This is a genomic window from Aestuariivirga litoralis (genome assembly GCF_003234965.1).
In the GTDB taxonomy this organism is placed as follows: domain Bacteria; phylum Pseudomonadota; class Alphaproteobacteria; order Rhizobiales; family Aestuariivirgaceae; genus Aestuariivirga; species Aestuariivirga litoralis.
Window position 1 is genome coordinate 227692 of the sequence record NZ_QKVK01000002.1, and the last position, 12029, is coordinate 239720.

10 protein-coding genes are annotated in these 12029 nt (G+C 65.7%); 3 read left to right on the forward strand and 7 right to left on the reverse strand.

Translation table 11 applies throughout. The features are described from left to right. Positions 1-140: 140 nt before the first annotated feature. Genes DK847_RS05035 through DK847_RS05045 form a run of 3 tightly spaced genes read left to right on the forward strand, consistent with a single transcriptional unit; the run spans position 141 to position 3261 of the window. Positions 141-1988: an adenylate/guanylate cyclase domain-containing protein gene (locus DK847_RS05035; protein ID WP_111196545.1), complete on the forward strand. Its 1848-nt coding sequence runs from the start codon at positions 141-143 to the stop codon at positions 1986-1988. 2 nt (positions 1989-1990) lie between these two features. After that, positions 1991-2770, forward strand: a complete 780-nt coding sequence (locus tag DK847_RS05040) for a 2-keto-4-pentenoate hydratase (RefSeq protein WP_111196546.1) — start codon at positions 1991-1993, stop codon at positions 2768-2770. Continuing rightward, entirely contained in the window at positions 2770-3261 is a 492-nt protein-coding gene (locus tag DK847_RS05045; protein ID WP_111196547.1) for an ureidoglycolate lyase, read from the forward strand. Before DK847_RS05040 ends, DK847_RS05045 begins: the two co-directional genes overlap by 1 nt. 133 nt (positions 3262-3394) lie before the next feature. Here DK847_RS05045 and guaD read toward each other — a convergent pair whose 3' ends face one another. From guaD to DK847_RS05085, 7 genes are all read right to left on the reverse strand, one after another. Continuing rightward, positions 3395-4678, reverse strand: coding sequence for a guanine deaminase (guaD, locus tag DK847_RS05050; protein ID WP_111196548.1), 1284 nt, complete (start codon positions 4676-4678; stop codon positions 3395-3397). Further along, positions 4675-5172, reverse strand: a complete 498-nt coding sequence (uraD, locus tag DK847_RS05055) for a 2-oxo-4-hydroxy-4-carboxy-5-ureidoimidazoline decarboxylase (RefSeq protein ID WP_111197258.1) — start codon at positions 5170-5172, stop codon at positions 4675-4677. The genes guaD and uraD overlap by 4 nt, the downstream gene beginning before the upstream one ends. Further along, positions 5169-7247 (reverse strand): urate hydroxylase PuuD, encoded by a 2079-nt coding sequence (locus tag DK847_RS21085; protein ID WP_204508238.1) that lies wholly within the window; start codon positions 7245-7247, stop codon positions 5169-5171. Before DK847_RS21085 ends, uraD begins: the two co-directional genes overlap by 4 nt. 69 nt (positions 7248-7316) lie before the next feature. Then, positions 7317-8384, reverse strand: a complete 1068-nt coding sequence (locus tag DK847_RS05070; RefSeq protein WP_111196549.1) for a BMP family ABC transporter substrate-binding protein — start codon at positions 8382-8384, stop codon at positions 7317-7319. Between the two features lie 96 nt (positions 8385-8480). Beyond that, complete coding sequence (locus DK847_RS05075; RefSeq protein WP_111196550.1) at positions 8481-9404, reverse strand: ABC transporter permease; 924 nt, start codon at positions 9402-9404, stop codon at positions 8481-8483. Next, positions 9401-10507 (reverse strand): ABC transporter permease, encoded by a 1107-nt coding sequence (locus tag DK847_RS05080; protein ID WP_111196551.1) that lies wholly within the window; start codon positions 10505-10507, stop codon positions 9401-9403. The genes DK847_RS05075 and DK847_RS05080 overlap by 4 nt, the downstream gene beginning before the upstream one ends. Next, positions 10491-12026, reverse strand: a complete 1536-nt coding sequence (locus DK847_RS05085) for an ABC transporter ATP-binding protein (RefSeq protein WP_111196552.1) — start codon at positions 12024-12026, stop codon at positions 10491-10493. The genes DK847_RS05080 and DK847_RS05085 overlap by 17 nt, the downstream gene beginning before the upstream one ends. Positions 12027-12029 lie beyond the last annotated feature (3 nt).

Below are 12029 nucleotides of genomic sequence, written 5' to 3' on the forward strand. Positions count from 1 at the left end.
CAGATTGTGTGGCCCGGCCCTGACCCTGTCAAGGACGGGAGGCTGCTACAACCCGATTCATCATGCGAAATCAAATTGCTAAGATCGTTCCTTCACCGTAACTTGTTCGCTTACAGTGAATCCCAGCGGAGTTGGCCCACTTGGAACGGCGCCTCACGACCATTCTTTCGGCCGATGTCGCGGGCTATTCGCGGCTGATGGAGCGCGACGAGGCGGGCACGCTGGCGGAGCTGATGGAACGCCAGACCGCCATCATCAACCCGCTGATCGACCGCGGCGGCGGGCGCATCGTGAAGACGCTGGGCGATGGCTTCCTTGCCGAGTTCGGCAGCCCGGTCAATGCCGTGACCTTCGCGGTGGACATGCAGCAGGCGTCCGAGGCGCGCAACGCCAACCTGCCGGAAGACCGGCGCATGAGCTTCCGCATCGGCATCAACCTCTCGGATGTGATCGTCGAGCAGAACGATGTGTTCGGCGAGGGCGTGAACGTGGCGACAAGGCTGCAGGCGGTGGCGGAACCGGGCAGCGTGTTCATTTCCGACAGCCTCCACCAGCAGGTGGAGCGCCAGCTGCCGTTCAACTTCGAGAATGCCGGAAAGCGGCAGCTGAAGGACACCTCCGGCCTCACCCAGGCCTGGCGCGTGGCGGGCAGCAGCACCCACGGGCACGGGCGGCGACGCGGCGGCGACGGGCACCAGGCCTCGATCGCGGTGCTGCCCTTCGTCAACATGTCGGGCGACCCGGAGCAGGATTATTTCAGCGACGGCATCACCGAGGACATCATCACCGATCTCTCCAAGATCTCCGCCCTCTTCGTGGTCTCGCGCAACACCGCCTTCACCTACAAGGGCACGACCGAGGACCTCGACCGCGTGGCCTCGAGGCTCGGGGTGCAATACCTGCTCGAGGGCAGCGTGCGGAAGGTCAATGACCGGGTGCGCATCACCGCGCAGCTGATCGACGGGCGCACCAACGGGCACGTGTGGGCCGAGCGCTATGACCGCAAGTTCGAGGACATCTTCGAACTGCAGGACGACATCTCGCATGCCATCGTCGACGCGCTGCGCCTCAAGATGCTGCCCAACGAGCGCGAGACGATCACCCAGCGCGCCACCTACAACAGCGAGGCCTATCGCTTCTACCTGATGGGGCGGAGCTTCTTCCACCGTGGCCACACGCGGCGCTTCCTCAGGCTGGCGAAGCAGATGTTCCAGCGCGCACTCGACCTCGAGCCGGACTACGCGGCGGCCCATGCCGGGATTGCCGACTGCAACTCGCATCTCCTCGACGCCGGCGATACCTCGATCACGACGAACGAGATCTTCGAGCAGAGCGAGCGGGCGCTGGCGATCGATGCCAACCTGGCGGAGGCCCATGCCTCGAAGGGCCTCGCCCTCTACACGGCGGGCCGCTACGAGGAGGCGGAGGCCAATTTCGAGCGCGCCATCGCGCTGAAGCCGGACCTGTTCGAGGCCTATTTCTTCTATGGCCGCAACTGTTTCAACCGCGGGCAATATGGCAAGGCGGCAGAGCTGTTCGGCAAGGCGGCGGAGCTGAAGAGCGACGACTTCCGCTCGCTCGGCCTGCAGTCCATGTGCTTCCAGTCGCTCGGGCGGCTGGACGAGATGCGCAGCTCCGCCAAGGCGGCGCTGGCGCGCACCGAGGCCGCCGTGGCCGAGCGGCCCGACGATGCCGATGCCCTGGCCTTCGGCGCGGGGCTGCTGGCGGCGCTGGGCGAGAGCGACCGCACGCGCGACTGGGCGGAGCGCGCCTCGATCATCGAGCCCGATGATTTCTACATGCACTACAATATCGCCTGCGCCTTCGCGATCCTGGGCGAGAAGGAGCTGGCGCTCGACCGGCTGGAGCGCATCATGGGGCCCACGACGCTGCGCTCGCTGCAGGAGTTCATGCTGCATGACAGCGACCTCGACGTGCTGCGCGAGCACCCGCGCTTCGCCGAGATCCTGAAGAAGCTTGGAGACTGAGCATGACGGACTTCGACGCCGCGGCGAGCCTGCTGCTGCGCAACTGGGCGGCCACGACGCGCATCGTGGAACTGCCGGAAGCGATGCGACCCCGGACGCGCGCCGAAGGCTATGAGGCCGCCGCGGCAGTGGCGGCAGCGAGCGGCAGTGCCGTCGCCGGATGGAAGATTGCCGCCACCAGCGAGGCCGGGCAGAAGCACATCAATGTCGACGGGCCCATCATCGGGCGCATCCTGACGAGCCGGCTGTTGCCGCAGGAATCCGCGGTGACGCTGGGGGACAACATCATGCGCGTGGCGGAAGCCGAATTCGCCTTCGGCTTCGCGAAGGACCTGCCCCCGCGCGACCAGCCCTATTCGCAGGCGGAAGCGCTCGATGCAGTGGGTTCGCTGCACCTGTCGATCGAGGTGCCCGACAGCCGTTACCAGGACTTCACCAGGGTGGGAGCCGCGCAGCTCATCGCCGACACGGCCTGCGCATCATGGCTGGTGCTCGGGCCCGCGGTGGACCGCCCGTGGCGGGAGCTCGATCTTTCGGCCCATGCTGTGAAAGGATTACTGAACAGCGCGGTGAAGGCCGAGGGTACGGGCGAGGCCGTGCTGGGCGATCCGAAGAGGGCGCTGACCTGGTTCGTCAACGAGGCCGCCACCTATTGCGGCGGGGTAAAGGCGGGTCAGTTCGTCACCACCGGCACCTGCATCGTGCCCATGGCAGTGGCGCCGGGTGACGAGGTGACGGTGGATTATGGCGTGCTCGGCACCATCTCCTGCCGGATCATCTGATGACGCGCATATTCCCAGAGCCCCTGACGCGCGAGGCCTTCCGCCCCTTCGGCGAGGTGATCGAGATGGCGGGCGCGGCGCACTACACCATCAACCAGGGCTTCACCGAGCGCTTCAACGATCTCGCCTTCGCCGACGTGGCGATGGAGGGCGGCGCCACCAATGTCAGCCTGTTCCTCGGCCAGCCGCGGCCGGCACCCATCGAGATCAGGCTCATGGAGCGCCACCCGCTGGGGTCACAGGCCTTCATTCCGCTGCAGGACCGGCCCTGGCTGGTGCTGGTGGCGGGGGACGTGCATGACGCCGCCAGCTACCGCGCCTTCACCTGCACAGGCCAACAGGGCGTCAATTATGCGCGGAACGTCTGGCACCATCCGCTGCTGGTGCTCGATGCCGACAGCCGCTTCCTGATCATCGACAGGAAGGGGCCGGGGAACAATCTGGAAGAGGTGTGGTTCGCAGAAGACAAGGTGCTCGGGCTGTCGGTCTGAGAACATTGCTTTCCAAACCCCTCATGCCCGGGCTCGTCCCGGGCATCCTCTCTGGTCACGCAAAAAGGATACGCGGGACGAGACCGCCTATGATGCGAGTGGGAGGGAAGGCCAGGCTCGCCAAAGGCTTATGTCACGCTCTCTCATGCACCTTGCGGCCCTTGACATAGGTCGCCGTCACCGCGCGGTCGCCACCCAGGATCATCAGCGAGAACAGCACGTCCTCGAGCGAGGATGACAATTCGTGGCGGCTGGCCAGCACCGGGGTCGCCTCCGGATCGAGCACCACGATGTCGGCGAACTTGCCGTGCTCCAGCGCGCCCGTCTCGTGATCGATCTTCAACCGCCCGGCATTGCCGCGCGTGGCCATGCGGAAGAGTTCGTGCGCGGTGGGCTTGTAACCGGTGAGCATCTGCACCTTGTAGGTCTCGCCGAGCGTCGCCAGCATGGAATAGCTGGTGCCGCCGCCCACGTCGGTGGCAACACCGAGATGGACGGGCCTGTCCTGCTCGCGCAGCCAGCGCATGGACATGAGGCCGGAGCCGAGGAAGGTGTTGGACGTTGGGCAATGAACGACGGTCGAACCCGACTCCGACAGCCTGGCGCATTCGCGGTCCGACAGATGGATGCCATGGGCGAAGAGGCTGCGGTCGCTCAACAGGCCGTAATGGTCATAGACGTCGGTATAGTCCTTCGCCCTCGGGAAGAGCTCCTTGACGAAGGCGATCTCACCCGGGCTCTCCGAGAGATGCGTCTGCATCAGCGCGCCGGGGAGTGATGACAGCAATTCGCCCGAGACCTTCAGCTGCGCATCCGACGAGGTGATGGCGAAGCGCGGCGTCACGGCATAGCGGAGGCGTCCCTTGCCGTGCCACTTCTCGTAAAGCTCCACCGTCTCGCGGGCACCCGTCTCGGGCGTGTCCTCGACAGCAGGGATGGCGTTCCGATCCATCATGGTCTTGCCGGTGACGAGCGCCATGCCATGGGCCTCGGCCGCGGCGAAGAGCGCCTCGGCGCAGGTCTTGTGCACGGAGCAGAAAGCGAGTGCGGATGTCGTCCCGTGGGCGAAGAGGCGCTTCAGGAAGATAGCGGCCGCGGCCCGCGCGTAAGCCGCATCGGCATAGCGGCTCTCCTCCGGGAAGGTGAAGCGGGTGAGCCAGTCGAGCAGGTCCTTTCCCGGTGCGGCGAGCATGCGGTATTGCGGGAAGTGGATGTGCGCGTCGATGAAGCCCGGCATGACGAGCTTGTCGCCATAGTCATCGACCTCCGCCTGGGCAAAGCCCTGCGGCAGCAGCGACTGCGGGCCGGCCCAGAGGATGGTGCCGTCATCACCCACGGCGACGGCACCCCTGCTCTCGTGCACGGCCTTGCCGTCGGCCGCGAAGCTCAGCGTCTGGCCCCTGATGACGCGCGTCATGGCGACACCCTGTCCTCGAGCCGCAAGCGGAAGATGCGGCAGACCTGCTGCAGCGCCGTTTCGAATTCGGCGTCGCGGTCGTTGCCGACGCGCGCCGCGAAGCTGTCGAGGATCATGTGCTTGGTGGCGCCCTTCACCGCGAAGATGAAGGGGAAGCCGAAGCGTTCGCGGTAGCGGGTGTTGAGGTCGGTGAAGCGGGCGAACTCATCGGCGGTCAGCGTGTTGAGCCCGGCCCCGGCCTGTTCCTTCGTCGAGTCATCGGTGAGCTTGGCGCGGCCGGCGAGATCCGGATGGGCGCGGACGAGCGCCAGCTGTGCATCGCGGTTGGCGCCACGGATCGCCGTCTCGAACTGCCTGACCAGCGCCTCGCGGCTGGCGAAGGGGCGGAAGGCATCCGCCTCGCGCGCCACCCAGGGGGAATGTTCGGCCACGTCGCCGAAGGTCTCGATGAAGGCCTTCGGGCTCATGGCGTTGACGTCCGCGATGCTGATCATTGCCTGGCGATCCATGTTCCGAGCTTGGCGCGTTCCTCGTCCAGCATGCCGGTGCGGTTGGCGAGCGGCATGGCCTTGTTCTGCACGGCCTGCACCTCGATCTGGGCGGCATAACGCTTCAGCTGATCGAGTGTTTCGAGATGCACGCCCTTGGGCGCCACCTTGATGGTGGCATCCGTCGGGTGCTCGGCATGGCAGGCGGCACAGCGCGTCTGGACGATGGAGAGTGCCTCTGCATCCGACACCTCGCCCTGGAACAGCACCAGCTTCGAGGGCTGGGTGATGATGAGGCCGAAGGCCAGCGCCGTGCAGATGAGCGGGATCGTCCAGGCCAGGTCGGCATGGCGGTCGCCCACCTCGGTGCGCACCAGGAAGTGGCGGGCAAGCCCGCCGGCGAGGATGATGAGGCCCGCCAGCACCCAGGCATGGGCATTGTCGGTGATCATCGGGAAATGGTTCGACACCATCATCGCCAGCACCGGCAGCGTGAGATAGGTGTTGTGCAGCGAGCGCTGCTTGCCGATGGCGCCGAGGCGCGGGTCCGGCTTCTCGCCCTTCAGCAGGGCCGCGGTGATCTTGCGCTGGTTCGGAATGATCACCATGAAGACATTGGCGGCCATGATGGTGCCGATCAGCGCGCCGATATGGATGAAGGCGCCGCGGCCGGAGAAGAGGTGCGTGTAGCCATAGGCGAAGGCGAGCAGCATGGCGAAGAGGCAGGCGGCGAGAAGCCCGGTGCTGCGGCCGACCGGTGACTTGCACAGCGCGGTGTAGAGCACCCAGCCCAGGACGAGGCTCGCGACCGAGATGCCGATGGCCTGCCACTGGGTGAGCGGCATCACGTTGGGGTCGATCAGGTAGCTGTCCGCCTGCAGGTAATAGAGGACGACGAGCAGCAGGAAGCCGGTGACCCAGGTGAGATAGGCCTCCCACTTGAACCAGATGAGGTCCTTCGGCAGCGTTTCGGGCGCGGTGAGGTATTTCCGCACGTGGTAGAAGCCGCCGCCATGCACCTCCCACGCCTCGCCGCCGACGCCGGGCGGCATGCCGGGTTCCTTGCGGAGTGAGAAGTCGAGCGCCACGAAATAGAAGGAGGTGCCGATCCAGGCGATGCCCGCGATCATGTGGCCCCAGCGGATGAAGAGGTTCGCCCAGTCGAGCGAGAGAAGCGGCGGGGATGACAGCAGCCAAGCACCGCCAAGCGACAGGAAGATGACCGGCAACGTCCAGGCGATCTTCGACAGCGGGTCACCCACCTCGTGCCGCACCAGGAAATGGCGGAGTGCGGCGCCGCCGATGAAGATCAGGCCCACCAGCAACCATGCATTTGGCGCGTTGGTGAGCATGGAGAAATGGTTCGACACCATCATCAGCAGCACGGGCAGCGTGAGGTAGGTGTTATGCAGCGAGCGCTGCTTGCCGATGGCGCCGAGCCGCGGGTCCGGCGTCTCGCCCCTGAGCAGCGCCGCCGTGATCTTGCGCTGGTTCGGGATGATCACCATGAAGACATTGGCCGCCATGATGGTGCCGACGATGACACCGACATGGATGAAGGCGCCGCGGCCCGAGAAGAGATGCGTGAAGATGTAGGCGAAGCCGAGGATCAGCGCGAAGACGCAGGCCGCGAGAAGGCCTGTCTTCTGCCCGATGGGTGAGCGGCAGAGCCCGTCATAGATGGCCCAGCCCGCCACGATGGAGACGAGCGAGATGGTGATCGCCTGCCAGGGGGCAAGGTTCGCCACGGCCGGGTCGATGAGGTTGGCGCTGGCATTGACGTAATAGACGACGGCCAGCAGGAAGAAGCCCGTGACCCAGGTGAGATAGGCCTCCCACTTGAACCAGGTGAGGTGCTCCGGGAGCGTTGACGGTGCGGAGAGGTATTTCTGCACATGGTAGAAGCCACCGCCATGCACCTCCCAGGCCTCGCCGCGCACGCCCTCCGGCAGGCCGTCCCGCGTCTTCAGCGAGAAATCGAGCGCCACGAAATAGAAGGACGTGCCGATCCACGCGATGCCGGCGATCATGTGCCCCCAGCGGATCACGAAGTTCAGCCAGTCGGCGATGAAAGGCTCCAAGTCACGCTCCTCAAGAATACGCCTGCCGGGGATTGCTCCCGCGGCAGGCGCTGGTTTCGTGGTCCGCGCTTACTGCGGCAGCTTGTCGTCGATGCCCTTGATGTAATAGTTCATGCCAAGGAGCTCGCCATCGGGCAGCGGCTTGCCGGCTTCGCCGACCGTCGTGCCGTCCTGCTTGGTGATGACGCCGGTGAAGGGATGGAACTCGCCGGACTTGATCTTGGCGACCGTGTCCTCGGCCATCTTCTTCACGTCGTCGGGCATGTTGGTGAAGGGCGAGAGGACGACCATGCCGTCCTTCATGCCACCCCAGGTGTCATCCGACTTCCAGGTGCCGTCGAGAACGGCCTGCACGCGCGCGATGTAATAGGGATCCCAGTCATCCGTGTTGGACGTGAGCTGGGCCTTGGGCGCGAACTTGATCATGTCGGAGGACTGACCGAAGCCCAGCTTGCCGGCCTTCTCGGCCTCCTGAAGGGGTGCTGTCGAGTCAGTGTGCTGGACGAGGATGTCCGCACCCTGGCCCAGGAGCACCTTGGCGGCGTCGGCTTCCTTGCCCGGATCATACCAGGAGTTGACCCAGATGATCTTGACCTTGAAGTCCGGGTTCACCGACTGGGCGCCGAGCATGAAGGCGTTGATGCCCATGACGACTTCCGGTATCGGGAAGGACACGATGTAGCCCGCCGTACCGGTCTTCGACATCTTGGCGGCGATCTGGCCCATCACGTAGCGGCCTTCATAGAAGCGCGCATTGTAGATGCCCACGTTGTCGGCCTTCTTGTAGCCGGTGGCGTGCTCGAACTTGATGTCCGGATACTTGGCGGCGACCTTGATGGTCGGGTCCATGAAGCCGAAGGAGGTGGTGAAGATGATCTTGCAGCCTTCGCGCGCCAGGCGCTCGATGGCGCGCTCGGCATCGGGGCCCTCGGCCACGTTCTCGAGATAGGCCGTCTCGACCTTGTCGCCCAGCGCCTTCTCCACCGCCTTGCGGCCGAGGTCGTGCTGGTAGGAATAGCCGAAGTCACCCACGGGGCCGACATAGACCCAGCAGGCCTTCAGCTTGTCGGCTGCGTTCGCAGCACCCGCCGAGACGCCGAGCGCCAGGGCTGCTGCCAGTGCCATCCATTTCTTCATTCTCGTTTGCTCCTTGTTCAAAACCCATTTCCCTGCAGCCGTTTTTCTGTTCGCTTGCGATGCCGGCTGCAGGCCGTCATCAAGCTTCCTAAAGGCCTAACGGTCAGGCACGAAGGGCTGACCGAGGCAAGCCGGCGTATTGGCCCGCATGAGGGCCCGGTTCCGCGATATGAGGACCAGCACGAGGACGGTCACCACATAGGGGAGAGCCGAAAGTAGCTGGGACGGGATGCCGATGCCATAAGCCTGCAGCGAAAATCCCATCACCGTAATTGTACCGAAGAGATAGGCCCCCGCCACGATGCGCCAGGGCAGCCAGGATGAGAAGACGACGAGCGCCAGCGCGATCCAGCCGCGGCCGGCCGTCATGTTCTCCACCCATTGCGGGGTATAGGCGAGCGAGAGATAGCCCCCCGCCAGGCCTGAGCAGGCGCCGCCGAACATGACGCAGAGGTAGCGCACGCCGACCACCGAATAGCCCAGCGCATGGGCCGACTGGTGGCTGTCGCCCACAGCCCGGATGATGAGCCCGGTCCTGGTGCGGAACAGCGTGTAGGACACGGCCGCCACGATGACGAGCGAGAGATAGACGAGGAAGTCCTGCCCGAACAGGATGGGGCCGAGGAAGGGAATGTCGGAAAGACCCGGGATGTGCAGACGCTCGAGATGGACACCCGGCTGGCCCACGAAGGCCTCGCCCATCAGCCCCGAGACGCCGAGGCCCAGCAGCGTGAGTGCGAGGCCCGTGGCCACCTGGTTTGCCACCATGGTGAGGGTGAGGAAGCCGAAGAGCAGCGACAGCAGCGCGCCTGCGACCAGCGCCGCCAGCACGCCGACGTAAGGATTGCCCGTCGTCAGCGCCGCGCCGAAACCGGAGACGGCGCCCACCGCCATCATGCCTTCGACGCCGAGGTTGAGCACGCCTGAGCGCTCCACCACCAGTTCGCCGATGGCGGCGAGCAGCAGCGGCGTCGAGGCCGTGATGATGGTGAGGATGATGGAGAGGAGCTGCTCGTTCATGCCTTGCCCTCCGCCAGCTGCGGCCTGCGCCCGATGAGCTTGAGCCGATAGAGGATCAGCGAGTCGCAGGCGAGGATGTAGAACAGCAGGATGCCCTGGAAGACGCGGGCCGTCTTGTCCGAGATGCCGAGCGCCACCTGTGCCGATTCACCGCCGAGATAGCTGATCGCCAGCGCAAAGGCCGCGACCAGCGCGCCGATGGGGTTGAGGCGGCCGAGGAAGGCAACGATGATGGCCGTGAAGCCATAGCCGGGCGAGATGCCGGGCTGGAGTTGCCCCACCGTGCTCATCACCTCGCAGATGCCGGCAAGCCCCGCGAGGCCGCCAGACAGCAGGAAGCAGAACCACACGGTCTTCTCGCGCGAGAAGCCGGCGAAGCGGCCGGCACGCGGGGCCACGCCTTGCACGCGGAGCTCATAACCCTTGAGCGTGCGGCCCATCATGAAGGCCAGCGCCACGACGGCGATGACGGCGAGCACCGCGCCGAGATTGATGTAGATGGGCCCGATCGAGTCCGGGATCAGCTTGAACTGCGGCAGCAGCTGCCAGTCGGTGAAGGCGATGGTCTTAGGGAAGTTATAGCCCTTGGGATCGCGCCAGGGGCCGCGCACCAGCCAGTCGAGCACCAGCTGGATCACATAGACCAGCATCAGGCTCGTGAGGATCTCGTTGGTGCCGAAGCGGTTCTTGAGGTAGGCGGGGATCGAGGCCCAGGCCATGCCGCCGATGACGCCGAGCCCCAGCATGAGCACCAGCGTGAGCGGTGACTGGAATTCGGGAAAGAAAACCGGGATGGCGGAGCCGAGGATGGCGCCCGCCGTGAGCTGGCCCTCGGCACCGATGTTCCAGACATTGGCCATGTAGGACACGGCAAGCCCCGCGCCGATCATGGCCAGCGGCGCGGCCTTGACGATCAGCTGCTCGATCGACCAGGAGGTGGTGAGCGGCTCGATGAAGAACACGTAGAGGGCGGAGAACGGGTTCAGCCCGCGCAGCGCGAAGATGATGCCGCCCGTCACCAGCGTGAGCACGATGGCGATGAGGGGCGAGAGATAGGCCATGCGCGCCGAGGCTTCCGCCCGCTTCTCAAGCACGAGCCGCATGGGCTGTCTCCTTCAGTTCATGCGCGCCGGCCATGAGGAGGCCGATCTTCTCGGAGGTGAGTTCGGAGGCCGGATAGGCCTCCGACAATTCGCCGCGCGAGATGACGGCGATGCGGTCGGCGATCTCGAAGATCTCGTCGAGGTCCTGGCTGATGACGAGCACGGCCGAACCCTGCCGCGCGAGGTCCACGATGGCCTGGCGGATGGTGGCCGAGGCGCCAGCATCCACCCCCCAGGTCGGCTGGTTGATGACGAGCACGCCGGGCCTCCGGTCGAGCTCGCGGCCCACCACGAATTTCTGCAGGTTGCCGCCCGAAAGCGAACGCGCCTCGGGGTCGGGCTTTCCTTTCCGCACGTCGAAGTCCTTGATGACGCGCTGGCTCACGCCCTCGGCCCCGCCGCTGCTCACCATGCCGGACTTCACCAGCGCCTGGTCGGAGGAATGGCGCGTGAGCACCACGTTCTGGGAGAGCGTGAAGCCGGGAACGGCGCCATGGCCCAGCCGCTCCTCCGGCACGAAGGCAGCACCGGCATTGCGCCGCGTGTTCACGCCGTCATGGCCCATGGGCTTGCCGTCGAGCACCAGCATGGAGGCGCTGCTCAGCGAGCGTTCGCCCGACACTGCATCGAAAAGCTCCGACTGGCCATTGCCGGCGACACCGGCGATGGCAACGACCTCGCCCGCCTTGACGTCGAGCGAGACGTTCTTGAGCTCGACCGCGAAGGGGCCGTCGGCGGGAAGCTTCAGGTGGTCGAGCTTGAGGCGCGTTGCACCCTGCACGTCACGGCTCGCGGCGCGCACCACGTGGATGTCGCCGCCGACCATGAGCCTGGCGAGGCTCGCCGCCGTCTCCTGCGTCGGGTCGACATTGGCGACCACCTTGCCATGGCGCAGGATGGTGGCGTTGTGGCAGAGCCGCTTCACCTCCTCGAGGCGATGACTGATGTAGATCACCGCGCAGCCCTCGGAGGCGAGGCGCGCCAGTGTGACGAAGAGCTGGTCGGCTTCCTGCGGGGTGAGCACGGCGGTGGGCTCATCCATGATCAGGAGCTTCGGCTCCTGCAAGAGGCAGCGCACGATCTCGATCCTCTGGCGCTCGCCCACCGAGAGGTCGGCCACCACGGCGGTCGGCTCCAGCGGCAGGCCATAGTCGCGCGACACGCGCGCGATGCGCTCGGAGAGCTTCTTCATGTCGAAGGCGCCCGGCATGGCGAGCGCGATGTTCTCGGCCACCGTGAGGGCCTCGAACAGGGAGAAGTGCTGAAACACCATGCCGATGCCGAGCCTGCGCGCCGCGGCGGGGCTGGGGATGGTCACCGTCTTGCCCATCCAGCGGAACTCGCCGGAGGTGGGCTGCAGCGCGCCATAGATCATTTTCACGAGGGTGGACTTGCCCGCCCCGTTCTCGCCCAGGAAGGCATGGATCTCGCCCGGCTTCACCTTCAGAGTCACGTCGTCATTGGCCTTCAGGGTTCCGAAGACCTTGGTGACGTGGAGTGCCTCGAGCAGGTAGTCCATTGA

What these genes read in the sequence shown, in the direction of transcription:
- DK847_RS05085 (WP_111196552.1), bottom strand. Translation starts at nt 12,026, where the DNA reads ATGGACTACCTGCTCGAGGCACTCCACGTCACCAAGGTCTTCGGAACC.
- DK847_RS05080 (WP_111196551.1), bottom strand. Translation starts at nt 10,507, where the DNA reads ATGCGGCTCGTGCTTGAGAAGCGGGCGGAAGCCTCGGCGCGCATGGCC.
- DK847_RS05040 (WP_111196546.1), top strand. Translation starts at nt 1,991, where the DNA reads ATGACGGACTTCGACGCCGCGGCGAGCCTGCTGCTGCGCAACTGGGCG.
- DK847_RS05070 (WP_111196549.1), bottom strand. Translation starts at nt 8,384, where the DNA reads ATGAAGAAATGGATGGCACTGGCAGCAGCCCTGGCGCTCGGCGTCTCG.
- DK847_RS05075 (WP_111196550.1), bottom strand. Translation starts at nt 9,404, where the DNA reads ATGAACGAGCAGCTCCTCTCCATCATCCTCACCATCATCACGGCCTCG.
- uraD (WP_111197258.1), bottom strand. Translation starts at nt 5,172, where the DNA reads ATGATCAGCATCGCGGACGTCAACGCCATGAGCCCGAAGGCCTTCATC.
- DK847_RS05045 (WP_111196547.1), top strand. Translation starts at nt 2,770, where the DNA reads ATGACGCGCATATTCCCAGAGCCCCTGACGCGCGAGGCCTTCCGCCCC.
- guaD (WP_111196548.1), bottom strand. Translation starts at nt 4,678, where the DNA reads ATGACGCGCGTCATCAGGGGCCAGACGCTGAGCTTCGCGGCCGACGGC.